Origin of the sequence: Massilia sp. W12 (assembly GCF_037300705.1) — a bacterium.
GTDB lineage: Bacteria > Pseudomonadota > Gammaproteobacteria > Burkholderiales > Burkholderiaceae_D > JACPVY01.
The window spans coordinates 2526441-2553101 of the sequence record NZ_CP147776.1 but is presented as its reverse complement, the minus strand read 5'-3'; the positions used below and the strand labels follow the sequence as shown (position 1 = coordinate 2553101).

The window sequence follows — 26661 nt, the reverse complement described above, 5'->3', positions numbered from 1 at the left end:
CTGAATTCATTGGAGGATAAATATGGAAATCGTGGCCTTGGTTATTTTGCTGGGCGCAATCGTGTTTGTGATTCAAACCATCAAGGTCGTGCCGCAGCAGCATGCCTGGGTGCTGGAGCGGCTCGGGCGCTATCACGGCACGCTGGGGCCAGGCTTGAACATTGTGATTCCATTCATTGATCGCATCGCCTACAAGCATTCACTCAAAGAAATTCCACTCGATGTGCCACCGCAAGTCTGTATCACACGCGACAATACACAGCTGCAAGTGGATGGCATTCTCTACTTCCAGGTGACAGACGCGATGCGCGCCTCATACGGCTCCTCAAATTATATTCTGGCGATTACGCAATTAGCGCAAACCACCTTGCGTTCCGTGATTGGCCGCATGGAGTTGGATAAAACCTTTGAAGAGCGTGAACACATCAATTCCGCTGTCGTGGCGGCGGTGGATGAGTCGGCGGTGAATTGGGGCGTCAAGGTGTTGCGCTATGAAATCAAAGACCTGACCCCGCCGGCAGAAATTTTGCACTCGATGCAGCAGCAAATCACCGCAGAGCGTGAAAAGCGCGCCTTAATCGCCGCCTCTGAAGGCCGCAAGCAAGAGCAAATCAATATCGCAACCGGTGAGCGCGAATCCGCGATTGCCCGCTCAGAAGGTGAAAAGCAGGCTGCAATTAATCATGCGCAAGGCCAGGCCGCAGCGATTATCGCGATTGCGCAAGCGAATGCCGAAGCCTTGAATCTGGTGGCGCGCGCCATCAGTTCGCAAGGCGGCAGCGAGGCCGTGGCCTTGAAAGTGGCCGAGCAATACGTGGCGGCCTTCGCCAATCTGGCCAAAACCAATAACACCATGATTGTGCCGGCCAATCTGACCGATGTCAGCAGCGTGATCGCCACCGCGATGCAAGTCGCCAAGAGTCAGAAGTAAGGGGGCGCATGGCATAAAAAAACGGGGTGCGATGCGCCCCGTTTTTTATTGTGGCGAGGTAATGTTTCAGCGCCGGTTTTGCTTCATCGCCTGCGCCACTTCGCGCTTGCTGTCGCGTTCTTTCTCGCTTTCACGCTTGTCATGCAGCTTTTTGCCCTTGGCCAAGCCGACTTCGCACTTGATGCGCCCGCCCTTGTAATGCAAATTCAGCGGCACCAGGGTATAGCCGGCGCGCTCAACCTTGCCGATCAATTTCGAGATTTCCGCCTCATGCAAGAGCAGCTTGCGGGTGCGCACCGGCTCCGGGTGAATGTGGGTGGAGGCCGTGTTCAAGGGGCTGATATGGCAGCCGAATAAAAAGATTTCAGCCTTGTTGACAATCACATACGCTTCTTTTAACTGCACCCGCCCGGCGCGGATCGACTTCACTTCCCAGCCCTGTAACACCAGGCCGGCTTCATACCTTTCTTCGATGAAGTAATCGTGAAAGGCTTTTCTGTTATCAATAATGGTCATGAGATGGAAAATCGTGGCAGCTGGGTTAAACTTCTGCAAAATGGGCATGCAGCCCGGCGCGGGCGACAGATAAGCGCCATGTGCGCCCGGGCAAAATGCAATGATAACGCAAACCGCAGGCGCGCCTGCGGCTTGTCGTAAAGTGAATACCGGATCAACCGAATGGGACATAACCCATCAGAAGAAAGCAGGCAATGGCAGTCGTACACAAATCGGTGCTGCTCGGCTATAGCGCTGAACAGATGTATCGTTTAGTCGGGGATGTTGAATCCTACCCCGAGTTTTTGCCTTGGTGCGGCGGGGTGCAGGTGCAAAGACCGGAGGAAAACCGGCTGATCGCCACACTCGCCATCCATTATCGCGGCGTACAACAGAGCTTCACCACCGAAAACACAAATACCCCGCATTCCAGCATGCATATGCGCTTAGTCGATGGGCCGTTTAAAAGCCTGGATGGGCAATGGCATTTCCGCGCCTTGCGCGCAGACGCCTGCAAGGTCGAATTCATGCTGCGCTATGAATTTTCCAGCCGCTTGCTGGAGCAGGTGATTGGCCCCGTGTTTGGCGTGATCGCCAACAGTTTTGTGGATTCGTTTTGCAAACGCGCAGAAAAATTGTATCGATGAATCAAGGAATATCCATGTCAGACGTATCAAACCAGGCGGCTCAGATTGCCATCAGCGTCGTGTATGCGCTGCCGCAGGCAATCCATCAAAAAGCGCTGCTGCTGCCCGCCGGCAGCAGCATTGCAGACGCGGTTCGGCAAAGCGGCTTGCTGGCCCTGCTGCCAGAGACCGAAGTGGAGCAACTCAAGCTGGGGGTGTATGGCAAGCTCAAGCCGGCGGGCGCCGTGCTGCAGGATGGCGACCGGGTGGAGATTTACCGCCCCTTGATCGCCGACCCGAAAGAGTCACGCAGAAGGCGCGCCGAACATACGCCGCGCCCCAAAAAATGGCAGCCGAATCAGAAACGGCCGCCGGCATAAGACTCAATTGCAATCGCTTAACGCTTCCCTGACGCGCCGTTTTTCTTCGGCAATCCGCGTTTCGTCATAGATGATTTTCTCACCCTTGTCATTGTGGCCGCTGATGCGGCCGCCATCTTCAAGGGTGCGCTGATAATTGCGCATGCGCTGGCAGTTTTGCTTTTTCTCTTGCGCCAGCTTGGATTCTTCCTGCGATTTTTTCTCCTTATCCGCCGCTTCCTTTTGGCGTTTATTGAATTCGGTATTGCGATCAGCCGTGCTGGGCGGGGCGGAAGATTTGGCGGCTTCAGGTTTTTCCGCGCTCGCGGCATCGCCCTGCGGCGCCGGATCGATTTTCTTCACGCCGGGCGCTTTCAAAATTTTGTTCTTTGGCACCGAGGCCGGCGGCGGTTGATCAGAAAACTGTTTCACGCCTTTTTCATCCAGCCAGACATATTGCGCATGCGCCGGCGCGGCAGCGCAAAACAGGCTCAGGACGAGCAGGCTGAGGGAATGCTTGAAGCGGGGGAGTGTGTTCATTTTTGCACGGAATAAGGTGAATTTGACGCTATTTTGCCATGAAATGAAGACGAAATTCGCCAGCGGGATAGCCGTGTACGGGCAGGGCGGGGCGCTGCGCCCTATGAAAATACCCCTAAATTCAAGGCCCGGCAAGCAGATATTGTCAGCTTTCTGTATAATTCGCTTTTGCGCTTATAGGAATCCATATGCGTCTCTTACAAAAAGCACTCACCTTCGATGACGTGCTGCTCGTGCCAGCCTACTCGAACATCCTGCCTAAAGAAACTTCCCTGCGCACCCGCTTGACGCGCAATATTTCCCTGAATATCCCGCTGGTCTCCGCCGCTATGGACACGGTGACTGAATCGCGCCTCGCGATTGCGATCGCCCAGGAAGGCGGGATTGGCATCATTCACAAAAACCTGACTGCGCAACAACAAGCGCGCGAAGTGGCGCGGGTCAAGCGTTTTGAATCCGGCGTGCTGCGCGACCCGATCACGATTCCGCCCACCATGACGATCCGCGAAGTGATCGCGCTGACAGCGCAATATGGCATCTCCGGCTTCCCGGTGGTGGAAGGCAATACCGTGGTGGGCATCATCACCAACCGCGATTTGCGCTTTGAAGAAGAATTGCACGCCGAAGTGCGCGCCAAAATGACCCCGCGCGACAAGCTGGTGTTCGTCAAAGAAGGCGCCGACACCGAAGAAGCCAAGCGCTTGATGAATAAACACCGCTTAGAGCGTGTGCTGGTGGTGAATGACGCGTTTGAGTTGCGCGGCCTGATCACCGTCAAAGATATCCAGAAATCGACCGAACATCCGCTGGCCTCCAAAGACCAGCAGGGCAAACTGCTGGTCGGCGCCGCTGTTGGCGTCGGCCCCGACAATGACGAGCGCATCGAGCTGCTGGTCAACGCCGGCGTGGACGTGGTGGTGGTCGATACCGCCCACGGCCATTCCCAAGGCGTGTTGAGCCGTGTTGAATGGGTCAAGAAACGCTTCCCGCATGTGCAAGTCATCGGCGGCAATATCGCCACCGCCGCCGCCGCGCGCGCGCTGGTGGAACACGGTGCGGATGCGGTCAAAGTCGGCATCGGTCCCGGCTCGATTTGCACCACCCGTATCGTGGCCGGCGTCGGCGTGCCGCAAATTTCCGCCATCTCGAATGTGTCTGAAGCGCTGGAAGGCACAGGCGTGCCCTGCATCGCTGACGGCGGCGTGCGTTTCTCCGGCGATATCGCCAAGGCGATCGCCGCCGGCGCCTCGACCGTGATGATGGGCTCGATGTTCGCCGGCACCGAAGAAGCGCCGGGCGAAGTGATTTTGTACCAAGGCCGCAGCTACAAATCCTACCGTGGCATGGGCAGCCTGGGCGCGATGTCGGAAGGCTCAGCAGACCGCTACTTCCAGGATTCCGCCAGCAATGCGGAAAAACTGGTGCCGGAAGGGATTGAAGGACGCGTGCCATACAAAGGCAGCGTGGTGGCGATTCTGTACCAATTGGTGGGCGGCCTGCGCTCTTCGATGGGTTATTGTGGTTGCAGCTCACTGGAAGAGTTCCGTTCGCGCGCCGAATTTGTTGAAATCACATCCGCCGGCATGCGTGAATCGCATGTGCACGATGTGCAAATCACCAAAGAAGCGCCGAACTACCGCGCAGACTGATGTACCCTTAAGTCAGGGCGGCGTCTTGGCGCCGCCAGCCGCCTGCAGGCCTTGCATGCCTGTCGGCGGCACAGCCGGACTTGAATATGGAAAACTTGCCGACCACCAGCTTGCGTTTGTCCAGCGCCACTCCAGGCGAGATCCTGCTTGCGCAGTTGCAAGGCGTCGCGCGCATCGGCAAGCACCTGTTCAATGCCGCCAATTGCATTATCCGCATCAAAGGTCTGGAAGACGCCGCCCAGGCCATGCAAGGCCCCTTGTCCGCGCTGGAACTGGCGTTTTGCGACAGCATCCCGGCCAGCGGCGAAGCCATCATCGCCCCGGACGCGCGGCAAACGCCGGCCCTGGCGGTGCATAAAGCCGTGCAGGGCGCACCCTATATCCGCAGCTATATGATGCAGCCGCTGTTTGATGAAGAACATGCCCTGGTCGGCAGCTTGCACATCATCGGCTACGCCGTGCGCGAACCCGGCGCTATCGAGCGCCAATTACTATCCGATCTGGGCAATTGCGCCGAACGTGAGTTACGCCTGCTCGGCATGGCCGCCTTGCAGCAGGATTTGCAACGTAAAAACCGCAGTTTGCGGCGCGAATCCATGATCGACCCGCTGCTTGGGGCATGGAACCGCGCCGCCATCACCCGCATGCTGGCCTCCGAATTGGAACGCTGCTACAACGAAAGCAAACCGCTGGCCCTGATCCTGGCCGATTTGGCTTCCTGGCAGCAAATCAAGCAAAGCTATGGGCACGCCATGTCAGACAATGTGCTGCTCAAATTCACCAGCCGCCTGCGTTCCTGCATCCGTCCCAGCGATGCGCTGGGGCGCTATGAGCAGGAAACCTTTTTAGTCATTTTGCCCGGCGCCTCGTATAAAACCACGGCGGTAATCGCCTCGCGCATGCGCCAGGCCATCATTACCGAACCCGAAGCCGCAGGCAATGACAGCCTGTATTTTCAGCTGGCCATGGGCGCCGTCTCCACCGACCTCTACCCGCAAGCCACGCTGGACGAATTGATCAATCTGGCCGATGAAGCGCGCCTGTCCGCCAAAAAGAACGGACATAACCAGATCGTGCAAGCGCGCCCCGATAAAGTTGGCGCCGCCAGATGAACGCATCGAATTTTTTACCTAGAAATGAAAGCCGCCATGCATTCCAAAATCCTGATTCTTGATTTCGGTTCCCAAGTCACCCAGCTGATCGCGCGCCGCGTGCGCGAAGCCGGCGTGTTTTCTGAAGTGGCGCCATGGGATGTGGATGATGATTACATCCGCAACTACGGCGCGGCCGGCATCATTCTCTCCGGCAGCCCGGCCTCCACCAAGGAAGGCGACTCGCCACGCGCGCCACAAGCGGTGTTTGAAATGGGCGTGCCGGTGCTGGGCATCTGCTATGGCATGCTGACCATGGCCGAGCAATTAGGCGGCGCCGCCGACCACGGCACAGTGCGCGAATTCGGCTACGCTGAAGTGCGCGCCCACGGCCATACCGCACTCTTGAAAGACATCAACGACTTCGTCACGCCGGAAGGGCATGGCATGTTGAAAGTCTGGATGAGCCATGGCGATCACGTCACCCAAATGCCACCCGGCTTCAAACTGATGGGCTCCACCCCGAGCTGCGCCATCGCCGCAATGGCGGATGAAACGCGCCGCTTCTACGCCGTGCAATTTCACCCGGAAGTCACGCACACGGTGCAGGGCAAAGCCATGCTGAGCCGTTTTGTGCATGAAATCTGCGGCTGCAAATCCGACTGGAATATGCCGGATTACATCAGCGAAGCAGTGGACATGATCCGCAACAAAGTCGGCAAGGATCAAGTCATTTTGGGCCTGTCCGGCGGCGTGGACAGCTCAGTGGCGGCGGCCCTGATCCACCGCGCCATCGGCGACCAACTCACCTGCGTCTTTGTCGATCATGGCCTGCTGCGCAAAGATGAAGGCAAGATGGTGATGGATATGTTTGGCAAAAACCTGGGCGTGAAAATCGTCCACGTTGACGCCGAACAGCAATTCCTGGGCAAGCTGGCCGGGGTTTCCGACCCCGAGCAAAAGCGCAAAATCATTGGCCGCGAATTTGTTGAAGTTTTCAATGCCGAAGCCGCCAAGCTGACTGACGCCAAATGGCTGGCGCAAGGCACGATTTATCCGGACGTGATCGAAAGCGCGGGCAAGGGCAAAAAAGGCCACACCATCAAGAGCCACCACAATGTCGGCGGCCTGCCGGAAGGCATGAAATTTGAATTGCTGGAACCCCTGCGCGAACTGTTCAAAGACGAAGTGCGCCAACTGGGCGTGGCGCTGGGCCTGCCGCATGAAATGGTGTACCGCCATCCATTCCCCGGCCCGGGTCTGGGCGTGCGCATTCTGGGCGAAATCAAAAAAGAATACGCCGACCTGCTGCGCGAAGCGGACGCGATTTTCATCCAGGAATTGCGCAACACCAAGGTGGATTTGCCGCTGGGCGGCGAGAGCCTGCCGCAAAACTGGTACGACGCCACCAGCCAGGCCTTTGCCGTCTTCCTGCCGGTGAAATCCGTCGGCGTGATGGGCGATGGCCGCACTTACGAATACGTGGTGGCGCTGCGCGCGGTGCAAACGCAAGATTTTATGACAGCGCACTGGGCGCACCTGCCGCATGAATTGCTTGGCCGCGTGTCGAATCGCATCATTAATGAAGTGCGGGGGATTAATCGCGTGGTGTATGACATCTCGGGCAAGCCGCCGGCGACGATTGAGTGGGAGTGATTTTGCATTGTGTAAAAAGATGAACTTCCTCTGAAATTTAGTCTGCCACAGGCGACGTAAATTAGCGTTCCTTGAGAAATAGGTAGCGTGGGCGCGCTTTTGTGTCCACGCAGGTAAAACTGGGATTGAAACAGGGTTACATGCTATTAAGGTAAGGTAAGCGCCCAATGCGCCCACATCTACTTGCTTACATTTGAGGTGCGGCACAAGCGGCAATAACTCATCCAGACGACTGGCTGGCCAAGTAGGCAATTTGTTGAGCGTATCAAGCAACCAGGCGTAAGGATCAAGGCCGTTGAGTTTCTCTGTGTTGAGTAATGACAGAATGCTGGAGGCGTGATGGCCGGCGCGCTCTGTGCCGTAAAACAGCCAGTTCTTGCGTCCGATGTCGACCGGGCGCAAGGCGTTTTCCGCCGCATTGTTGTCAATCGGCAAATCACCGCTGCGCGCATAGCGCACCCTCGAAGCCGAACGGCACAGGCTATACATCACGGCTTTTTGCAAACCGGAGGACGGCAATACGCGGTTAGTGTCTGCCCGCTCAAGCGCCACGCATGTATGTGTGCGAGCCATTCTTCCCTGCGGGTGTTGCGTGATTTGCTGTGCGTCTTGCGCCTCCGGTTTGATGGACACAGCATGCGCGGGTTTTGATGGCTTGGGGAGATGGGGCGGTTGGACGCATACTTTCAAAAAGCTAAATCATTGATTTTTAAAGGAAGGACTGAGGAAAAAAAGGAAAATGGCGGAAACTGTCGAATTCGGGAGTTCAAGCGTACAGTATCTTTGCTGCAATCAAATGAACGACACAATTATGCAAAGCATGTTTGTTATATAGATTTTTCAATTCACATCGTCCCCGTATTAACGGGAACGATGCTCCTGTTTTGACTGCCACGAGCACAGCCCAAACTGGCGGTATAGAAGTTTAATCTTTATAAATCGGCGCGGCCGGTTCAAATAAAACCGGTAACACTTGCCAGCCGAATTGCACTGGCGCCGACAACCGTGTTTTTGGTTTATCCGGATTAAAGCGGATATTTTTCAATCTGCGCAACATTGTTTGCAGGCAAATTCGAGCTTCAAGACGTCCCAATGGTGCGCCAAGACAATAATGAATGCCGTAGCCAAATGCCAGATGCCGATTAGGATTGCGATTGATATCAAAGACATCCGGTTCAGAGAAAAAACTAGGATCGCGGTTAGCAGATCCAAGGAACAGTTTGACCCAATCCCCTTTTTTTAACTGTTGTCCCGCCAACTCAGTATCCGTGGTGACAACCCGCGCCATGAATTGTGAGGGTGATGTATAGCGTAATATTTCATCAATGGCCATATCGAAAACCTGAGAATCTGCCATAACCTGATCCACTAACTTCGGATTCTGTAAAAACATATTCATGGCATTGCCTATCAATAGCTTTGTTGTATCATGACCGGCATTTACCAAAACTTTGCATGTATTGGCGATTTCATCAATGGTTAAGCACTCATCGTCAACAATGGCGCTTGCCAGTGCACTGATCAAATCAGCACGTGGCGATGCTCTGCGCTCAATTGCAATTGCAGACAAGTAGTCGGTCATTTGCTTGACCATATCGAGCAAATGTTGTTCCGGTTTGATCCGACCCATGGCTTTTTCGATCACGACCAGGCAGGCGGCTGCCCATTTTTTGAATAAATCATGATCATTTACTGGAATTCCCAGCATCTCGGCAATGACTGAAACTGGTAGTGGAAACGCCACGTCATTGACGATATCCATCTCACCTGTGCTGATTACCTTATCAATTAAGCGGTCTGTCATATTCTGAATTTGATCCGCTTGTTGGTTGACCAATTTTAAACTAAAAGCTTTTGATATCAGCTTACGTAACATTGTGTGGCGCGGTGGATCCATCATTGCAACAGTTTGTAGTTCAGGATAGCCGAGCGCGGTATAAACTTCAGATGAAAAAAGATCGGGACGGGTAAAAACTTCAAGACACTCTTTGTAAGTATAAATTTCCCAAACCCTGCCATTTGGATTCAGAAAAACAGGGTTGCTGTTCCGCATGACTTGATAGTGAGGATACAGCGGTGCATCTTTTTCATAATAATTTTCCATGGTGAATCCTGTTATGAGAAATAAGCGGCGTGAAAATACTCTTTTCAATCTTGATTATTATCATACAGTCTTCCCTTGTCAAGCCCGCTTTTTTGCGATATGTAAACAGTGTATGTGTCACAAGCCGTTCTTCGAATATGCAGTTCAGTATGGTTCTTTCTACAAACATGAGGCGGATAAAAACGCCTCAAACTGCTTGAGGCGAAATGAATGTGTATTGATTAAAAGAATGGATTGCATGAAGCAATTTTTGCAAAGGCGGAGGAGAGTATTATTGTTCAGGAAAAATAAAATCAAATGCTCTTTGTTTTTGTTGACCGATTGCCAAGCCAATCCGAGTGGCTGTTCGTGTATTGAGAGCAGCTTGCACATCTTTCAATGGAATCAAGCCTCGTTTGCTATTATCTCCAGAAAGTAGTATCTGCGCATTTTGCGCCAGATATTTTCCCATTTCTAAATTGTTTGGATATAAGGCGAATAAGGCCCCTTTTTTTACATGAAGGAAGTTACTGGAAAAAATGGGGACACTTTTATTCCACGACTCTTTTAGAACCAGGGGCATGATAGTATTTTCTTCAACAGTTGTCGAATCCTGTGGTAACCAAACAGAGTCAAACCGGCCATCGGCTGTGGCAAACACAGATTCGTATTGATGCGCGGCAGTAGCAAGATCCTTCGCTTCAATCGTAAGCAGTTCCAATCCTTGATTTTTGGCGGCAAGACGTGCTAAACGCATTAACCATTCGCTATTGTTTGGATTATAAACGACGATTACACGTTTAATGCCAGGGATTAATTTTTTTAATTGTGAAAATAATAGATTAGGGTCTGGTGTTAAACTTATAACAGTATATTGATTGTGGTCTGACTCAGGTACAGTCAATACGCCTCCCACCACAATACCGATATCCCGATCCAAGCCTGTGGCCAATTTATAGCCGCGCTGCCCCAGGGCTATGACCACTTTGACGCCACTGCGCTTTAATTGATTATTCAGCTCAGCGGATTCCATATTTGCAGGAATAGGAACAGATTTTACTTTTGTTTTTAATTGATCCTCTATTCCTTCAATAATTTTCAGAAAAATAGAGCGATACGGCTCGCCGATATCTGGAAAAACAACGGCGATCGCTTCTGGATTGATTTGTCGCTTTATGTCAGCTTGTGCTATTTGGTAGTCAACTTTGGCATACTTCGCTGGAAATAAATTAAGTATGTTGATTGTGCTTTCAGTGTTGACTGAATTTTGCTGTTGAGTATGTCTTACGCTATTAATGAAATACGAATCAATTCCAGTAGCGGAAAGTGCTACCATGTTGGATAAAGTTTTTGATTCCTCCGCTTGGGAAGATGTATACAGCAGGCAGAGAACTGTCAGAAACAGCCATAAAAAGCTGGATCTTTGATTACTCTTATCCATTTTCGCCTGTCATATTGTCGTCAAAACATCTCATGGTCAGTGGAGACGCCGATTTGATTCATTCGCAGAATATTCCGCATTGATAAAAATCATTATTCTACTGTGTTTTTTTCTTGTTAATTAAGTTTTCTGGTTTCTAGAATGTGTTCATATCACTCCATTTAAGGTGAGGGATCGCACCAATCTGATTGAAGCCACCTCAACAAACTGGCTTTAATACAAGACTTCCGCCAAGCACTCTATATGCTTTCTTCAGTATATGTGGCAAAAAAGATTCCGATGGGAAACTTTTTGTGATGACCCTTAAAATTTATAAACAGCTTCCAGGTACGCAGTGCGACGTGGCAGCGGCAAGTCATTCGGCAAAGCCAAACCAGGCGCTAAGCTGGGATCTCGTGCATTCGTATTAAATAAATTTCGTACCGAAAGAGAGAAATCCCATTGGTTTAATGGCCGTGTGGTGCGCAAGATCATATCCACGGTTTTATAGTCAGCAATTTGCGCGCGGTTGTCGCCAGCCGCGCGCGCGCGATCAGCCACCCAATTTAATTGCGTATTCAGTTGCCAATTATTTGAAAAACGCCAATCCGCACGGGCATAAATTTTGTGATGCGGCGCATAGCCGATGTCACGTTCCAAGCTGTCGCCGGTGGTGGTGCGTTGGTAGGAATAGTTGGTAGTGAGACGGAAACTGCGGTTGAAGTCCCAATTTACTTCCAGCTCCATACCGCGGCCATTTTGATTTCCAAAGTTGGTGTAGGTCGATCCGGTTCCTGCAGTTACATTGGGAATCGCAACAATGATGTTTTTCCGCTTGAAGCGGTAAACATTCATGTTAAGGAGCAGGGAATTGCTTGCCTGCCAGGAGCCTGCCCACTCCAGCGTGCTGATAGTTTCCGGTTTCAGATTGATATTGCCATTGGCGACCGGATTGATGCCGTAAGATTCATTAAATGTTGGCGCGCGGAAAGCTCGGCCAAAAAGTATCTTATTTGTCAAAGTCGGTGTCGTATCCCACACAAGCGCCAAACGGGGATTGATTGTTTTTCCAAAATCAGAATAATTATCGTAGCGGATCCCGGAAGTTAATACCCAATCTTTTGCAAACTCCCATTCATCCTGAGCGTATAAATAGCCAAGCTTACGGCGGGTTGGCAGAATGTGCGGTTGAATTGAGCCGTAATCTTTAAACTCCCCGGTAGGAATCGGAACGCCAGCCGGGCTGAGCAGGAAATTCTTGAATGTAATCGTTTTATATAAATCGAGATCATCCCAGCCGCCACCAATCCGCAGCAAATGATTTTTCCAGCCAGTGTAATTCATATATGCTGACAGACGCAGATGACGTTCAAAGCGCTGCGGGCCACCAATCATGCCGTCAGGGAACAAGCCGGTTGGGAATCTGGTGCCAGGTGGCAGCAGGTTAATCTGTTGACTGGTTAATGCATTATTTAAATTTTGATAAGATATATTGGTATTTATTGTTAAATCATTGAATAAATTTAAGCTATTCCAATTTAGTTGGGCAATCAATCGATCAACTCTGGCTTTTGATTCATTCGGCTTATTCAATGCATAACTATAGCCTGTGCCAGAGCCTAAATCATCTATAAGTTGATATTGAACATTGACGCGCCAATTACTGTATACCATATCAAGTCCGAGATCCATGGACTTGTATTGATTATTTAATGATCCTGGAGCGTTGCTGGTTTTAGTTTTAAAAATTGTATCATTCCTTGTTGCTGCATCTGCTGTAATGACTTCAGAATTGCCATTAGTTTTTTTTGCTCGAATATAAGTGCCAATTTCAACTTTTCCGATTTTTCCACCATGTAACCACCAAAATTCTCTTGTTTTTTGAGAGCCGACATTTACCCCAATTTCAGCAACAGGAATTTCTGCAGCTGTTTTTGTAATAATATTGATGACGCCGGCATATGCGTCTGCACCATATAAAGCTGAGCCGGGGCCTCGTATGATTTCAATACGGCTTATGCTGCGGACAGGCATTTCTGCTGCCATCGAATTTCGATCTCCAGAATATTGTGTGGCAAGGTTAACGCCATTTTGCAGCAGCAAGGTTGATGTATTTACTGCAGATCCTAAGCCTAAACCACGCAGTCCAATTTTGTTTGCAGTTGCCAAACCATCAAGTTGGCAACTGATGCCCGGCACAGTTGATAGGACTTGACACAACTCATGGTACCCCATAGCAGCTATGTCTTCAGCTGTAATGACTGATGCGACTGCTGGCGCCCGCCTGATAGATTGTTTGCTGCCGGTTGCAATCGAAACTGTTGATTTATCTCCATATACCAAGCTTAACTCTTCTTCGTCATTTTTCTGTGTTAATTTATCATTTTGCTGGGCAATCACAGAATATGACTGAGTCAGGAGAAGTACCGCAAACGCAAATCTAGTGTAGGTCAGGGTCTGCATGATCGTCTTCCGGGCGGGGTTGGACAAGTGACCAGTGTATCCTTGAATCGTGATACAAGGGGCAACAGTGCTGGTTTTTTGCAACATAAAACAAGAAGCCGGCCTGCAAGCCGGCAAAAATTGCTCCTTACAGAAAGCGAATCAATGTAGACGGGGAGTGAGCTGTTGCATAATGCATGCAACACTCTCTGTTATGCTGAGCCGGCCAGTATCCAATGTAACTTCTGGGGATTCTGGAATTTCATATGGTGCACTGATGCCGGTAAATTCCTGGATCTTACCATCCCTCACTTTTTGATATAAGCCTTTGGGATCACGTTGCTCGCAAACCTGTAAGCTGGTGCACAAATAGGTTTCAATGAAACGCTCCCGACCAATAATTGCACGGGCCAATTCGCGATCTTCCCGATATGGGGAGATGAAAGAAGTAATAATGAGCATGCCAGCTTCGTTGAAAAGTTTGGCCACTTCAGCAACCCGACGAATATTCTCAGTTCTATCTTGGGGGGAGAAGCCGAGATCACGACTGAGACCGTGGCGTATATTGTCTCCATCCAGTACATAGACCAAGTGCCCGCCAGCAATCAATCTTCTCTCCAGCTCAAACGCAAGGGTTGACTTTCCTGAGCCAGATAAGCCAGTCAGCCACACAGTCGCAGGTTCAACATGCAGCAGGTTGGCGCGTTCTTCTGCATGCACCTTGCTTTGCTGCCATGTGACATCTTGACTGACATGTTGTTCCAGAATTTGATCTGTTAGTTTTTTATCCATTTTCATTGCTCCTTATCCCTGGGGACATAACTGAGACAGCTCAAGTATGCCTATCTTTTCAGGAGGGACGCCTGTTGTTACGGATTTTTTTTAGCTTCATAGGCAGTGTTGTAGCGCGTACGTACAAATTGCATGGCTGACTCGACTTCAGCAGTACTTAAGCCGAATTCTTCCAATGTGTAGCTGTGCCCAACATGATGGGCTTCCTTTTCACTTTCATGCAACCAAGCTTGCAAACCTGCCTCTGTTTTGCCATCGAAGGGAAGATCTATAAATTCATATACCCTATGCATTACATCTTTCCAATTGTGGTTGATATCCTGATAATAAACATCCAACTGTTGATTGGCGGGTAAATTTTCACGTGCCTCGATGGCTCGGCGGGCACTTTGCTGGCAGTAATCCCACCAAACCTCCTTCATTTGCCAACGGCGTGGCGCATCCGTATTTTGACGGCAAAAAAGCCACATTAATGAAATAACTGATCCAACTGTTTTCAATGGATCACGGTGCGGAAATATCATTTTGATATCTGGTAAGAACTTATTAACTGTACACAGATCCAACATATGCTGAGGATTTTTTAAAAGCCAACGTTTGGATGGTGGATCCTTGCGTTGCCAGGAAATCAGTTTCATTAGTTTTACCATGTAAGCATAAGCATGGTCTTTTTCTGCATGCAAGAAATATTGATAAAATTCAGGAATATAGGAGTTACCAAGAAATGAGAAGCTTAAAAAGCTGGTATTCAATAGGAGCATTTCTTCTTCTGGCCAGTCAGGGTGCATTGGATGAGCAATAAATGCCTCACCATAACAGGGGAGCATACCGCCGAGTGCTTGAGTGATCTCTTGATAACGCTGAGCGCGACCAAGGTCGGGAGAATCCAAATAAGGCGCTGGACTCATGCCTTCCCAAGTGGCGAGAAATTGTAAGCGCTGATCTGTCGCCATCATTCTATGCATGCGGGTTGTGCCAGAGCGATGTGGCCCAATGATGCATATAGGATTTTGAATCGGGTAGTCCAATATTTCCGGATGTTTTTTAAAGCAATCGTCTGCGCGTAATCTTGTTTTTAATGGTTCAATGATGCTGCTTAGCACAACCATTTCGCCGAATGGATTCAACTCCGCACTTTTATTCAGTGAGTAGATTAATTTTTCCAACGTTGGTATAAAACTTTCATCCTCAAATTTTTGAAGACCAGTTTCATTTCTAGCTTTTTGCATGAGCGCATCAAGTTGGAATTGATGTGGAATCCAACCCTTGCTTCTTGCATCCTGGTTGAAATTTTTTACTGCCTCAGTATGGTAATGGCTGCTGGGTGTGGTATCCATGATCTATCCTGTCCAGAAGAAAATGAAGCAAACCATGCGATGGTTGCATTTTTGAAAAAGTGTGGCAGCATGTGATTCTGCAACAGAATTGCAATAATTGTTTTTATGCAGTCACCACGACCTTAATCCCGGTCCAGTATATTCAATTTGATCGCATTTCATAGCAAACGTTGCGCCCTCTGGTCTTTCCAGTGCTTCTAAATAGCAAGGGCTCATTCCTGCTACAAAAATTATAAACATATAACAAGTTAACTCGCGCACTGAGAGTCCAAGATCCATCACAATGGCTGAGGCAATAATGGCATAATTTGCTTTAAAGCCCGGCGAGATAGATTGCAGACATTCTTCGACTTCGTATGCGAGATTGGTGTATTGTCCGGGCGAAATTCCCACTTCTTGCATTTTACGAAACACCGCAGGTATACGTTCATCTAATTTCATCGCGGCAATCGGCCGCCCATATCCTTTAATATATTTAAACTTTTCAATTTCATCTTGCAGAAAAGTTTTCAAATCACCGCCAGCATTTTTATTGGCCAGGCAGCGGAATAAAAAATCGCCGCACATATGTTGAATTTGTAAGCCAAATAATTGTGCTTCAGAAGCTGCGCAGGCGGCAGCCATAGCTTGCGTGCTGGTGGTGCGAGCTGTTCCTGCCAAGGTTGCAACGCGATTATTCCAAATACGGGGTTCAGGGTAGCTGGTGCAAGCCAGCACATAATCCAGAACTTTCAGTTCGGCCTGTGTGAAGCGCTTTCCAGTAATGCCAAACAGATTGAGTTCCAGCCATGACATGTCAAATAAATCAACATGTAAGTCAAACCCTCGAAAAACCACGCGCTCACCAGGAAATGCTTGCCCCATCTTGGTCGGAATCGCTCCGCACCATGCTTCAAGTGGATGTTGTGACATATCAATTCTCCTGAACTGCTGTATTGCCTGGATCATTGAGCAATTCGAGCTCAAAATACGGAAATTGACGGAATGTCAGGCGACTTTGCTCTAGTGCATGAGCCATTGCGCCTGGCAAGCGGAGCAGCATATAGATCATTTCTGCTTCAAATTGATCAAAGCCCAGATCATGGAAAGTCGCGGCAGCTACTCCTGACATTGAAAATGCACGTTGCGCAGATTGTTCGAGTGTTTGCTGATGAACGGCCAGCCAGGCAAGATTTCCCTGCGGCAGGTGTTTGCACAATGCTTGCATTGTTTGCAATACCGGTTTAGCGCATGTTTTATCATGTGCGCAAAAACCTGGCGGGTGCTCAGGATCGGGCCATACCAATTCGCGTGCGCGCGGCGGAGGGGCGCTTAATTGGTTTTGCCAAGCTGTCAGGTCTTGCCCAAGTTTCTGCCAGCGTTGCATGCAAAGCAGTATCTCATGACCACCACCATATTGACCTGAACCGCAAGCTAATGCGGCAAACATCGTTGCGCTGGCTGGCGATTTCCCGACTCCCGAGCACATTGCGGCATGTACAGAGGGATCGCGCGGGCCAGGGTTTCCCAGTGCAACAGATAGTATTTGCAATACTTGAATATCGACAGGGCTTGGTTTTTGACGTCGCACCAACAAATATAAGTATTCCAAAAAGCCGATTTTTTCCAATAAATCGCCATACACGTCATATCCGCAGCAAAGCACAGTCTCCGCAGTGAATGGATTGTCTGCGGCTGCACTTTCCTTCCAGATTTCTGTCTTGAACTTCATGTCGCCCATTTTTATCCCTTTTCTGGACACGCCAGAGCGCGAAGATAATGTAGTTTCACCAGCCGCCTTTACTGATTCCCCCCCAACACCCGCATCCGGGCATTCATCGGCGGCACTTCATCCGGATCAATATAGACATCCAGCAAGGTCGGGCCTTTGCGGCTGCAGATTTCTTGCATATCGAGCGCGGCTAAGTCTTGCGGGCCGCGAATGGTGAAGGCTTGTGCGCCCATGGCGCGCGCCATGAGCGCAAAATCTGTCGGACACAGTTCAAATGCAATCTGTTCGGCGCCGCCAAGGCGTTGGCCGTGCTTTACCATTCCCAGCGCCTGGTCATTCAAGACGATAAAAATAATGGTTTGCTTTTCGTACACTGCGCTGGAAATTTCCTGGCCATTCATGAGCCAGCTGCCATCGCCGGTAATGCATACCACCGGCACATGTGGATTGCCGGCGGCGGTGCCGATGGCGCCGCCGATGGCCCAGCCCATGGGGGCAAAATTGGCGGTGATGCGCAGCCAGCCGCCATGCGATTTGCGCCGCCCCTGCGTGCGTTTGCGATTACCGCCACCCATGCGCCGTTCGCAAATACGGCGATCAAAGGGATGCAGATAATGTACGGCCCAGGCCACACTGTTGCCGGCGTCGGCCAGGAAACGGGTAGTCGGCGGGAACATTAAACCCAGCTCGCGCATCAAGCGTTGCGGCTTCATCGGTGCGTCATTGCTGATGTATTTGTCTGGCGCAGCCAAGATGCTTTCCGGATCCCACGGGCCGTTGATCTGCTCGCGGTTGACGCGGCGGCGTTCAATTTCCACCTTGGCGTCTTGCCGCACATTGTAAATCCGCTCCAGCAAGCGGTTGAAAATAGCGGAAATTCTGCCGCGCAGATGAAAGCGCGCCATCGGCGTGCGCGCCAGATGGTCTTCCGATTCATCAATGTGCACCAGGCGGTCATTGAGCAGGCTGTCACACCAGCCGCTGGTGTTCCACTCACCCATAGAAGCGCCGATGGCCAGAATCAAATCCACCGAGTCGTCGCGCAAGGTGGCTTCAGCAGTTGCGTGTCCGCCAAAGCCGAAAACGCCGCGAAACAGCGGGTGATTGGCGTTGACCAGGCCTTTGCCATCCGGCGTGGTGACAAAGACGGCGCCTTTGATGGAAGCAAACTGCATAATGGCGTTGATCGCCTCGCCGCACCAGCCGCCAATCAGCAACACCAGATTGCGGGCGCTGGCCAACATTTGCCGCAGCCGTTCAATCGCTTCATCATCCACCAGCGAGGAGGGTTGCAACAGCGTTGGCAAATCATAGGCCGGGGCCGGGTCGGGATTCGGCTCCAGCCATAAATCGCGCGGCACGGACAGGTGTGAAGGGCCGCAGGGCGAACGGGTGGCGCGTTGCAGCGCGGTGATCAACTTCGGTTCCATCTGCTTGGCGTGTGAAACCAGGGAGTTGTATTGGGTGCAATGTCGGAACATGCCGATCACGTTCACCCCGGTGCAGGATGATTCCTGCAATGGATGTTTGCCGAAAGAGGGCAGGGCAGGTTGGCCGGTAATCACCAGCATCGGAATATTGTTGTCAAAAGCGCAGGCCACGCCGGTGATGAGATTGGTGGCGCCGGGGCCGGAAGTGGCGCAGCAGACCCCGACTTTACCGGTTTCGCGCGCATAGGCGTCGGCCATGTAGGCGGCGCCAGCTTCACTGCGGGCCAGAATCTGTTTCAAACCACCGCGCCGGGTGCTGCGGGCGATGGCGTTGTAGAGCGGTTCAATGGAGCCTCCCGGGACTCCGAAAATGTACTCAATACCGAGTTGTTCAAGATATGACACCAGCAAATCGGCGATGTCCCCATGGATAGCCGGAGCGGGCAGCGTCAATGGCAAGGTCGCGGGCGCAGGCGTGACTTGGCTGCTCATGATGAAACCTTTCACGTATAAAATGCATTGCAAACAGCGGGTTCGGCCTTGCCTTGCTATACGTTACGCCACCGGCTGCGACTGTACACTGCTGCCGCAGGTCGTCGGTTGGCATGCCGTTACAACGGAGCCACCTACCCTGTGCTACCGGTACTGCTGTGAACATCACTCTCGTCAGCATCGATGTCACTTACAATGCAGCTGCGTCAGAGCCGGTCGCGCTTTGCATGATCCACTTGATGCATTGCGTTCCGGCTTCATTTTCTATCTTGCGCGCAGTCACGTTGTCGCGACTTCTTGATAGCTTTACATACTGGCGCCAAACAAAAAAGATGTCTGAAAGAAATATTAACGCAAATCTTCGCATAGGATATGCAAAGATGGCGTAAAAAAAGTATTGCAAATCAAGCGTCATCAGAAATGGCGCGCGATTTTGCAGCACTTATTGTAGCTGCGTCGCAGCCTGCCGATGTGCGCAAAACATAAACTGAGGTATGAAGAAAGTGATTGAAACACAAAAAAACAGGGCGCCATCAGGTCTGTATGCTGATTCTGACTTCAGTCCCGAGCTGGCACAAGCATTTTCTGCGCAAGCCATGCATTGGTTGCAACAAGTCGTGATTGGCTTAAACCTGTGTCCCTTTGCCAAGGCGCCTGTGCAAAAAAACCTGCTGCGCTTAAGACTTTGCGCGGCCAGGACAGCAGAGGATTTACTGCATGCCTTGCATGCTGAACTGACGCTCTTGCAGCAAACTCCGCTGGCAGAGCTGGAAACCACGCTCTTGATTCATCCAGGCGTATTGCAGGATTTTTACGATTACAACGACTTTCTGTCTGTGGCCGATGATCTGCTGGCGCGCATGGACTTGGAGGGCGTGTTGCAAATCGCCAGCTTTCATCCCGACTACCAATTTGCCGACAGTGCGCCGCAGGATATTGAAAACTGCACAAACCGCAGCCCCTGGCCCTGCCTGCATTTATTGCGCGAGGAGAGTTTGGACCGTGCGGTGCAGGCTTTTCCGGAAGCGCAGACGATCTGGCGCAAGAATCAGCAAACTATGCGCGAGTTGGGCGGGCAGGGCTGGCGCGACTTGCAAACAGCGCCTGTGCCCTGGCCCGCGAAGTAAGCATGTGAAGGGTCAGACTTGGCCGATAAAGTCGCGTTTGCCGATTTCCACGCCGTTATGGCGCAGGATGTCGTAGGCGGTGGTCAGATGGAAGTAAAAATTGGGCAAGACAAAATGCAGCAAATAAACCTGTCCTTTGAATTTCATCTGCCGCTCGCCGGCGCCAACTTGAATATCGCGTTCTTCGCTGCCATCGATCTGCTCGGGCTGGGCCTGCGCGACAAATTCGAGCGTGCGGGCGACGCGGGCGCGCAATTCCTCAAAGCTCTTTTCATTGTCCTCCCACGAAGGCACATCCTGCCCGGCCAGGCGCGCTGCTGCGCCTTTGGCAAAGTCGCAGGCAATCTGCACCTGGCGCGTGAAGGTGAACATATCCGGAAACAGTCTGGCTTGCAGCAGGGCTTGCGCATCGATTTTGCGGTTTTCCGCGTGCTGTGCGGCTTTTTGCAAAATCGCATCCAGATTCGACAGACTGCGTTGAAAGACAGGGATTGAAGCCTGATACATGGAAATCGTCATCTGCTGCTCCTGTGTGGGAAAGGGGAGGGCAAGCCAGGCTGGCGCCTGCTGAAGGCGGCGCTGGCTCCGGCTGCACATCATATACAAGTCAGCGCGGTTTTGCAGATGTGGCGTGCGACAGGAAAAAAATCGTCTGCAATACTCTGCGAAGGAATTTTGCGTGCATAATGCATCAGCATATTTCATTTCCAGATCCTGGTTTCTGCTGACTGATACCGATTCACTTCCGATGCCAGTTCACATCACAGCTTTAGTACGCAATCAACTCTCTGCCTGGTTTGGCCAGTCAATCTATAAGGCGCTGGTGCTGGTGGTGTTCGCCGGCCTCGCGCTGCCGGCCATGTTCGGCAGTTATCTGCTGGTCGGCGTCAAAGAAGAGCGCGCCGCCCGCCTGGTCTTGAATGAGGCTTTGCAACGCTATGCCGACATTCTGGCGCTGGGCATGCAAGAGCCTTTGTGGATCATGAATCCGGAAACCGCGCAACCCTTGATCGAATCCGTCATGCGTGATCCGGCGGTTTTACAAATCCGCGTGCTGGATCAAGCCAAAAGTCAGTTCATCAACACCACCGCGCCCGCGCGCACGATGGGCAATGTGATTTCAGCAGAGCGTGAAATCATCGCCCACGGTCAGCAAATCGGCTGGATCAGCATTGAAATGGATGACGCCAAAAGCCAGGCTGAATTGCGTGACAAGCAATGGTCGTATGCCTTGATCCTGGCGCTGCAACTGCTGGTGTCTTTATGCCTGATTGTCCTGTTTTTACATACCCGTCTGATGGCCCCCCTGAAGAAACTGATGGTTTCGTCTGACCGTCTGTCGCAGGGCGATTTTGATACCAGTCTGGACTTGGGCAAGCAGGATGAATTGGGGCGACTGGCGCAACAATTGGAACAGATGCGGGTCGCCATCCGCAAACTGTTCGCCGATATCGGCCAGCGCGAAGAGCGCTTCCGCTCGATTGTGACGCAAGCGCCGGGCGCGGTGTTTCGCGTCAAGCCAAATGGGCCGATTGAGTTTGTGAGCGACCGGATTGAGGAAATCTGCGGTTATTCGGCGGCGGTTTTGATGGCAGGCTCGGTGCGCAGCTGGGCCAATATCATCTGCGCTGAAGACCGGGTCATGCAAAAACAGCGTGTCAAAGAGGGCCTGCGCTTTCATAAACGCTATGAAATTGAATACCGGATTGTGGACGCCGCCGGGCAGGAGCGTTGGATCTCAGAATGTGGCCAGCCGGAATATGGCGAAGACGGCGAAATCGCCTTCATTGACGGCATTATTACCGATATCACAGAGCGCAAACAAAATGAGATGCGGATCGCCGCCTTATTGTCAGAGCAAAGCGCGATTCTGGATAATGTGATGCTGGGAATCGCCTTTGTGCGCGAGCGCAATATTATTTCCGCCAATCGCTTTTGTGAGCATATGTTTGGTTTTGCCGAGCATGGCATGCATGGCTTATCTTGTTTGAGTTTGTTGCCCGCTGAGGGGGGCGCGGCGCAGTTGGATGCGCAATTTGAAGCCCTGCAGCATGGCGGTTTGCAAAACGAGCTGCTATGCCGGCGCGCCGATGGCAGCCTGTTCTGGTGTCAGGTGAATGTCTGCGCCCTGGATGCGCAGCAGGCCGAGGCCGGCAGCATCTGGGTATTCGCCGATATTTCCGAGCGGCAGCAGGCAGAAGAAAAATTGCGCCTGGCGGCGACCGTGTTTGACTACATCGCCGATGGCGTGATTGTGACAGACGCCCAATCGCGGATTGTCGCTGTCAATCCGGCCTTTACCCAAATCACCGGCTTTGCCGAGCAGGAAGCGCTGGGCCAGACCCCCGGTATTTTGCGTTCAGGACGGCAGGAAGCGGCTTTTTATGATGCGCTCTGGCGTGAATTGCTGGCGACCGGGTTTTGGCGCGGCGAAATTTGGAACCGGCGCAAAAATCAAGAACTGTATCTGGAGTGGCTGACCATTTCCGCCGTCAAAAACAGCGAAGGCGTCAGCACCCACTATGTCGGGGTGTTTTCCGATATCACCCAGGTCAAAGAATCGCAGGAAAAACTCGATCATCTGGCGCATCACGATCCGCTCACCGGATTGCCCAACCGCCTCTTATTCAGTGATCGCTTAGCGCATGCGATTCAGCTGGCGCAGCGCGAACACCGTCCGCTGGCCCTGCTGTTTATTGATTTGGACCGCTTCAAGAGTGTGAATGACACCCTGGGCCACCATATCGGCGATGAAATGCTGCGTCAGGTGGCGCAAGCCTTATCGGCCAAGGTGCGCGATGGCGATACGCTGGCGCGCCTGGGCGGGGATGAATTTGTGTTGCTGCTCGAAGACAGCGGCGGCAAATATGGCGCCGGGGTAGTGGCGGAAAAACTGATGGCTATTTTTGAGCAGCCGTTTTATGTGGCTTCGCACGAATTGTTCGCCTCATGCAGCATCGGCGTCGCAATTTACCCTGATGATGGCGAAGATTTGAATATCCTGATCCGGAATGCCGACGTGGCCCTGTATCAAGCCAAGGCTGACGGGCGCAATGCCTACCGCTATTTCTCGCCGGAGATGACGGGCGAAGGGGTGGAGCGCTTGCGCCTGGAAAATTTATTGCGCCGCTCGATTGAAAAATCCGAAATCTTTTTGAATTACCAGCCGCAAATCGATCTCACAAGCGGTCAGTTGATCGGTCTGGAGGCGCTGGTGCGCTGGCAGCATCCTGAATTGGGCCTGGTCTCGCCCGCCCGCTTCATCCCGGTGGCGGAAGATACCGGCTTCATTAATCAATTGGGCAAATGGGTCTTGTTTGAAGCTTGCCGCCAGATGGTGCGTTGGCAAGAGCTTGGTTTTTATGCGCCCAAGATGGCCGTCAATCTCTCGGTTAAACAATTTGAACGGGGCGGCATGGCGCAGCAAGTGCGCGAAATTTTGCAGGAAACCGGCTTACAGGCGGCGCGCTTACAGCTTGAAGTCACCGAATCGGTGATTATGCACACCGGCGACGCCTTGCGTTACATCGGTGAATTGCACGAAATCGGCGTGCAATTGGCGATTGATGACTTTGGCACCGGCTATTCCTCCTTGTCTTATCTGAAACGCATGCCGGTGCAGGCATTGAAAATCGACCGTTCATTTATCAAAGACATTGGCGAAAATCCCGATGAAGAAGCGATCGCGATTGCGGTGATTCAATTGGGCAAGAGCTTGCATCTGTCGGTGATCGCTGAAGGGGTGGAAACGGCGCAGCAAGTCGCGTTCCTGCAACGCGAAGGATGCCAACTGGCGCAAGGCTTCTTCTTCAGCAAACCGCTGACGGCAGACCAGATCTTTCAGCAGTGGGGCGCAAACCCCGCCCCGTCTGCGGATGTGATTGAGCCGGCTTGAGCGTCTGCGGTAAGGCCGCGCTTGTCTTGACTGCTGAAATGGTTTGCCGTGCAGCTATCTTAAACACACGCCAGACTCCCCTTTGCTCGTGACAGGCGCCTCGCGCTTGCCGACAAAGTAATACAAACTCAAAATTTTCCAGCCCTGCTCAGTCTTGAACAATTGCAAACTGTTGGCCCCGACAAAATCAGGCTTTGCTTGAGTCAGCGTGCTGCGCGTTTCCACTACGCTGTACACCGTGGCGAAGCGCTCATGCAGCAGCACTTGCCGCTCAATTTCACATTCATAAAAGCCTTTGGCGCTGAGGGGCGCCATCTGTTTTAAAAATTCCGCCTTGCTGCTGCGCGAAACCCTGGGCGCGTCGCCCCGATAGCCGCCGCCAAACACCACTGCATCTTCATGAAACAGCTCACCCAGGGCGGACAGATTGACGGCTTGATTCGGCCCATGCGAGGACAGCGCCCAGAGTTGTTGCAGCAGCGCTTGCGGCGTCTCGGCGGCAGGGCACAGCGTGGCCGCGCTAAGCAACAGCGCACCTGCCAGACGTGATGGCAGCGGAAAATATCGTGAAAAAATATGCATTCAGACGCCTTTTGAAAAAATGCTGTCAATCGCATAGCAGATCAGGCCGCCATGCCGGCCCATCGTACTCACACTTACTGCGCCGGGCCACGCAAACAAAGGCAATTGCCCCATGGATCTTTTACCTGGCACATCTTATGTCCAAACTCAATCGCCCCCGGCCCGCGATACAGCGTGGCGCCGATGCTAAGCAAATGCGCCAGCGAAGCGTCAAAATCCGGCGTATGCCAATACACCACCGAACCGGCGGCAGCATTCGTGACTTTTTCATCAGCAGGCACAAGTTCCAGCATGATGCCGCCCACATCCAGGTAATCAAAGGCAATCGGCTCAGCAATATGGGCGCGGCGCGCGCCCGGCAGGGCCGCGAGATACCAATTCAGCGCGGCAGGCACATCCGGCACATGCACTAAAATCGCAAAAACCGGCTTGGCGGCGTGAATCAATGGGGGCGGGCAGGGTTGCATATCAAGAAGATAGGGACAAGTATAAGCGCAGTGCGCATGGTAAGCGCAGGTGCGGCCGATGGCAATCCAAAATCTGTAGCGCATCTCCGGGCGTTACACGACTGCAGGGCGAATCCACTTCCGATTTTCTGCGGAAGGCAGGTGCGCCATGCGCACCTTGTTCCGATTTATAAACTCGCCAGCGCCGGCGCACTCTGCTGATGCCGCAACACCCCCGCAGCCCAGGTCGAAACCACCGCGCGTTCATCGCCCAGCAGCGCCAGCATGAATAAAATTTCCTCAATCGACTGACAGCGCGCGTGGCGGTTGTGCAGCAGGGGCGTGGCGGCGGGGTTGAGCACGATGAAATCGGCTTCTTTGCCGGGGGTGAAATTGCCCAGCAGATGGTCGAGCTTGAGCGCGCGCGCGGCGCCCAGGGTGGCTTGGTAAAACATTTGCAGCGCCGGCAGATAGCAGCCGGATAAGCGCGCCACGGTGTAGGCGTCGTGCATGGTGCGCAACATGGAAAAAGCCGAGCCGCCGCCGACATCGCAGGCCAGCGTGGTGTGCACCCCGGCTTGCAGAGTGGCTTGCACATCGTATAAGCCGCTGCCCAAAAACAGATTGGAAGACGGGCAGTGCGACAAAATCGCCTGGCGTTCGGCCAGCAGGCTGCGGTCATTCGCATCGAGCCAGATGGCGTGTCCCAAAATACTGCGCTGGTTTAACAGGCCATAGCGCGCATACACATCGGTATAGCTGCGGCAGTGCGGGAACAATTCTTGCACCCAGGCGATTTCATCACGGTTTTCCGCCAAATGGGTCTGCACCCAGACATGCGGGTAGCGCGCCGCCAGTTCGCCCGCCAATTGCAATTGCGCGGGGCTGGATGTGGGCGCAAAGCGCGGTGTGATGGCGTACAGGGCGCGTCCCTTGCCATGCCATTTTTGCAGCAGCGCCTCACTTTGCTCGACCCCGCTTTGCGCTGCATCCAGCAAGAAGTCCGGCGCATGCCGGTCCATTAAGACTTTGCCGGCGATCATGCGCAGATTGCGCGCTTGCGCCGCTTCAAAAAACGCATCCACCGAGGCAGGATGCACGGTGCAATACACGGCGGCGGTGGTGATGCCGCTGGCGAGTAATTGCTGTAAATAGAAATCCGCCACCCGGCGCGCATGGCGCGGGTCGGCGAATTGGCGCTCGGTGGGGAAGGTGTAGCGTTCCAGCCAGGGCAACAGGCCGGGCGCGGGCGAGGCCAGCATTTCGCTTTGCGGGTAGTGTGAATGGGTGTCGATAAAGCCGGGCATGATCCAATAGCCGCGCAAATCCTGCAGCGCGCAATGCGCCGGCAGCTGCGGCGCCAGGCTGGCATAGTCGCCCACGGCAAGCACTTTGCCATCCGCCACCAGCAACAAGCCATCGCTGAATGCTTGCAGCGCGCGGCTGTCCTGTTCGGCTAAGCCGGGGTCATGCAAAAAATGCAAAATGCCGGCGCGGAATGCGCTGCAACTGGCGGTTTGGGTCAGGTCGGGTACAAGCATGCTGGACATGGAAAAA

General features: G+C 52.5%; 22 protein-coding genes and 1 pseudogene. 8 read left to right on the top strand and 15 right to left on the bottom strand.

The window, feature by feature from the left end; all coding sequences use genetic code 11:
- The first annotated feature begins 22 nt into the window (after positions 1-22).
- On the top strand, positions 23-931 hold the full coding sequence (locus tag V8J88_RS10320) for a stomatin-like protein (RefSeq protein WP_338849399.1): 909 nt from the start codon (positions 23-25) through the stop codon (positions 929-931).
- A gap of 66 nt (positions 932-997) precedes the next feature.
- Here the strand turns inward: V8J88_RS10320 and smpB are convergent, their stop codons facing one another.
- Complete coding sequence (gene smpB / locus V8J88_RS10315) at positions 998-1447, bottom strand: SsrA-binding protein SmpB (protein ID WP_338849397.1); 450 nt, start codon at positions 1445-1447, stop codon at positions 998-1000.
- 194 nt (positions 1448-1641) lie between these two features.
- On the opposite strand from smpB, the gene V8J88_RS10310 reads away from it, so the two are divergent.
- A complete protein-coding gene (locus V8J88_RS10310; protein ID WP_338849396.1) occupies positions 1642-2073 on the top strand; it encodes a type II toxin-antitoxin system RatA family toxin in 432 nt (143 codons plus the stop codon).
- Positions 2074-2087: 14 nt separating this feature from the next.
- Positions 2088-2432, top strand: coding sequence for an RnfH family protein (locus V8J88_RS10305; protein ID WP_338849395.1), 345 nt, complete (start codon positions 2088-2090; stop codon positions 2430-2432).
- 3 nt (positions 2433-2435) lie between these two features.
- On the opposite strand, the gene V8J88_RS10300 is transcribed toward V8J88_RS10305, so the two are convergent.
- Positions 2436-3086, bottom strand: a complete 651-nt coding sequence (locus tag V8J88_RS10300) for a DUF4124 domain-containing protein (protein WP_338849393.1) — start codon at positions 3084-3086, stop codon at positions 2436-2438.
- A gap of 53 nt (positions 3087-3139) precedes the next feature.
- Here V8J88_RS10300 and guaB point away from each other — a divergent pair, with 53 nt between their 5' ends.
- The 3 genes from guaB to guaA all read left to right on the top strand — a co-directional run bounded on the left by guaB (position 3140) and on the right by guaA (position 7347).
- A complete protein-coding gene (guaB, locus tag V8J88_RS10295) occupies positions 3140-4600 on the top strand; it encodes an IMP dehydrogenase (RefSeq protein WP_338849392.1) in 1461 nt (486 codons plus the stop codon).
- A gap of 86 nt (positions 4601-4686) precedes the next feature.
- Positions 4687-5712 carry a diguanylate cyclase gene (locus V8J88_RS10290; RefSeq protein WP_338849390.1) on the top strand — a complete coding sequence of 342 codons (1026 nt, stop codon included), beginning with the start codon at positions 4687-4689 and terminating at the stop codon, positions 5710-5712.
- 36 nt (positions 5713-5748) lie between these two features.
- Complete coding sequence (gene guaA / locus V8J88_RS10285) at positions 5749-7347, top strand: glutamine-hydrolyzing GMP synthase (RefSeq protein ID WP_338849389.1); 1599 nt, start codon at positions 5749-5751, stop codon at positions 7345-7347.
- 262 nt (positions 7348-7609) lie between these two features.
- Here guaA and V8J88_RS10280 read toward each other — a convergent pair.
- The 9 genes and pseudogenes from V8J88_RS10280 to V8J88_RS10240 form a co-directional block, all read right to left on the bottom strand.
- Positions 7610-7920, bottom strand: a pseudogene (locus V8J88_RS10280) (transposase); the annotation flags it as partial.
- A 352-nt stretch (positions 7921-8272) separates the two neighbouring features.
- Positions 8273-9451, bottom strand: a complete 1179-nt coding sequence (locus tag V8J88_RS10275) for a cytochrome P450 (RefSeq protein ID WP_338849388.1) — start codon at positions 9449-9451, stop codon at positions 8273-8275.
- A gap of 271 nt (positions 9452-9722) precedes the next feature.
- Positions 9723-10871: an ABC transporter substrate binding protein gene (locus V8J88_RS10270; protein WP_338849387.1), complete on the bottom strand. Its 1149-nt coding sequence runs from the start codon at positions 10869-10871 to the stop codon at positions 9723-9725.
- 303 nt (positions 10872-11174) lie between these two features.
- The gene (locus V8J88_RS10265) at positions 11175-13313 is read right to left on the bottom strand and encodes a TonB-dependent receptor (RefSeq protein WP_338849386.1); all 2139 of its coding nucleotides are present in this window, start codon (positions 13311-13313) and stop codon (positions 11175-11177) included.
- A 141-nt stretch (positions 13314-13454) separates the two neighbouring features.
- Positions 13455-14090 (bottom strand): adenylyl-sulfate kinase, encoded by a 636-nt coding sequence (gene cysC / locus V8J88_RS10260; protein WP_338849385.1) that lies wholly within the window; start codon positions 14088-14090, stop codon positions 13455-13457.
- A gap of 71 nt (positions 14091-14161) precedes the next feature.
- Positions 14162-15421: a sulfotransferase gene (locus V8J88_RS10255; protein ID WP_338849384.1), complete on the bottom strand. Its 1260-nt coding sequence runs from the start codon at positions 15419-15421 to the stop codon at positions 14162-14164.
- Positions 15422-15532: 111 nt separating this feature from the next.
- A complete protein-coding gene (locus V8J88_RS10250) occupies positions 15533-16333 on the bottom strand; it encodes a hypothetical protein (RefSeq protein ID WP_338849383.1) in 801 nt (266 codons plus the stop codon).
- Position 16334: 1 nt separating this feature from the next.
- The gene (locus tag V8J88_RS10245) at positions 16335-17141 is read right to left on the bottom strand and encodes a citryl-CoA lyase (RefSeq protein ID WP_338849382.1); all 807 of its coding nucleotides are present in this window, start codon (positions 17139-17141) and stop codon (positions 16335-16337) included.
- Positions 17142-17200: 59 nt separating this feature from the next.
- Positions 17201-19054, bottom strand: coding sequence for a thiamine pyrophosphate-binding protein (locus V8J88_RS10240; RefSeq protein ID WP_338849380.1), 1854 nt, complete (start codon positions 19052-19054; stop codon positions 17201-17203).
- 596 nt (positions 19055-19650) lie between these two features.
- Between V8J88_RS10240 and V8J88_RS10235 the strand changes: the two genes are divergently transcribed.
- The gene (locus tag V8J88_RS10235) at positions 19651-20181 is read left to right on the top strand and encodes a DUF1415 domain-containing protein (protein WP_338849378.1); all 531 of its coding nucleotides are present in this window, start codon (positions 19651-19653) and stop codon (positions 20179-20181) included.
- A gap of 12 nt (positions 20182-20193) precedes the next feature.
- On the opposite strand, the gene V8J88_RS10230 is transcribed toward V8J88_RS10235, so the two are convergent.
- Positions 20194-20700 carry a DUF1993 domain-containing protein gene (locus V8J88_RS10230; RefSeq protein WP_338849376.1) on the bottom strand — a complete coding sequence of 169 codons (507 nt, stop codon included), beginning with the start codon at positions 20698-20700 and terminating at the stop codon, positions 20194-20196.
- 229 nt (positions 20701-20929) lie between these two features.
- Here V8J88_RS10230 and V8J88_RS10225 point away from each other — a divergent pair, with 229 nt between their 5' ends.
- Positions 20930-24076 (top strand): EAL domain-containing protein, encoded by a 3147-nt coding sequence (locus tag V8J88_RS10225; RefSeq protein WP_338849374.1) that lies wholly within the window; start codon positions 20930-20932, stop codon positions 24074-24076.
- A 54-nt stretch (positions 24077-24130) separates the two neighbouring features.
- Here the strand turns inward: V8J88_RS10225 and V8J88_RS10220 are convergent, their stop codons facing one another.
- The 3 genes from V8J88_RS10220 to guaD form a co-directional block, all read right to left on the bottom strand.
- Positions 24131-24658, bottom strand: a complete 528-nt coding sequence (locus V8J88_RS10220) for a nuclear transport factor 2 family protein (RefSeq protein WP_338849372.1) — start codon at positions 24656-24658, stop codon at positions 24131-24133.
- Positions 24659-24732: 74 nt separating this feature from the next.
- Positions 24733-25125 (bottom strand): VOC family protein, encoded by a 393-nt coding sequence (locus V8J88_RS10215; protein WP_338849371.1) that lies wholly within the window; start codon positions 25123-25125, stop codon positions 24733-24735.
- A gap of 167 nt (positions 25126-25292) precedes the next feature.
- On the bottom strand, positions 25293-26654 hold the full coding sequence (gene guaD / locus V8J88_RS10210; protein WP_338849370.1) for a guanine deaminase: 1362 nt from the start codon (positions 26652-26654) through the stop codon (positions 25293-25295).
- Positions 26655-26661: the final 7 nt, after the last annotated feature.

Bases quoted from the DNA above. Each gene is read 5' to 3' on its own strand.
- V8J88_RS10320 (WP_338849399.1), top strand. From the start codon at position 23: ATGGAAATCGTGGCCTTGGTTATTTTGCTGGGCGCAATCGTGTTTGTG.
- V8J88_RS10290 (WP_338849390.1), top strand. From the start codon at position 4,687: ATGGAAAACTTGCCGACCACCAGCTTGCGTTTGTCCAGCGCCACTCCA.
- V8J88_RS10270 (WP_338849387.1), bottom strand. From the start codon at position 10,871: ATGGATAAGAGTAATCAAAGATCCAGCTTTTTATGGCTGTTTCTGACA.
- V8J88_RS10245 (WP_338849382.1), bottom strand. From the start codon at position 17,141: ATGGGCGACATGAAGTTCAAGACAGAAATCTGGAAGGAAAGTGCAGCC.
- V8J88_RS10220 (WP_338849372.1), bottom strand. From the start codon at position 24,658: ATGCATATTTTTTCACGATATTTTCCGCTGCCATCACGTCTGGCAGGT.
- V8J88_RS10240 (WP_338849380.1), bottom strand. From the start codon at position 19,054: ATGAGCAGCCAAGTCACGCCTGCGCCCGCGACCTTGCCATTGACGCTG.
- V8J88_RS10230 (WP_338849376.1), bottom strand. From the start codon at position 20,700: ATGACGATTTCCATGTATCAGGCTTCAATCCCTGTCTTTCAACGCAGT.
- V8J88_RS10265 (WP_338849386.1), bottom strand. From the start codon at position 13,313: ATGCAGACCCTGACCTACACTAGATTTGCGTTTGCGGTACTTCTCCTG.
- V8J88_RS10310 (WP_338849396.1), top strand. From the start codon at position 1,642: ATGGCAGTCGTACACAAATCGGTGCTGCTCGGCTATAGCGCTGAACAG.
- guaD (WP_338849370.1), bottom strand. From the start codon at position 26,654: ATGTCCAGCATGCTTGTACCCGACCTGACCCAAACCGCCAGTTGCAGC.
- smpB (WP_338849397.1), bottom strand. From the start codon at position 1,447: ATGACCATTATTGATAACAGAAAAGCCTTTCACGATTACTTCATCGAA.
- guaA (WP_338849389.1), top strand. From the start codon at position 5,749: ATGCATTCCAAAATCCTGATTCTTGATTTCGGTTCCCAAGTCACCCAG.
- V8J88_RS10225 (WP_338849374.1), top strand. From the start codon at position 20,930: ATGCCAGTTCACATCACAGCTTTAGTACGCAATCAACTCTCTGCCTGG.
- V8J88_RS10235 (WP_338849378.1), top strand. From the start codon at position 19,651: ATGCATTGGTTGCAACAAGTCGTGATTGGCTTAAACCTGTGTCCCTTT.
- V8J88_RS10255 (WP_338849384.1), bottom strand. From the start codon at position 15,421: ATGGATACCACACCCAGCAGCCATTACCATACTGAGGCAGTAAAAAAT.
- cysC (WP_338849385.1), bottom strand. From the start codon at position 14,090: ATGAAAATGGATAAAAAACTAACAGATCAAATTCTGGAACAACATGTC.
- V8J88_RS10215 (WP_338849371.1), bottom strand. From the start codon at position 25,125: ATGCAACCCTGCCCGCCCCCATTGATTCACGCCGCCAAGCCGGTTTTT.
- V8J88_RS10305 (WP_338849395.1), top strand. From the start codon at position 2,088: ATGTCAGACGTATCAAACCAGGCGGCTCAGATTGCCATCAGCGTCGTG.
- V8J88_RS10275 (WP_338849388.1), bottom strand. From the start codon at position 9,451: ATGGAAAATTATTATGAAAAAGATGCACCGCTGTATCCTCACTATCAA.
- guaB (WP_338849392.1), top strand. From the start codon at position 3,140: ATGCGTCTCTTACAAAAAGCACTCACCTTCGATGACGTGCTGCTCGTG.
- V8J88_RS10250 (WP_338849383.1), bottom strand. From the start codon at position 16,333: ATGTCACAACATCCACTTGAAGCATGGTGCGGAGCGATTCCGACCAAG.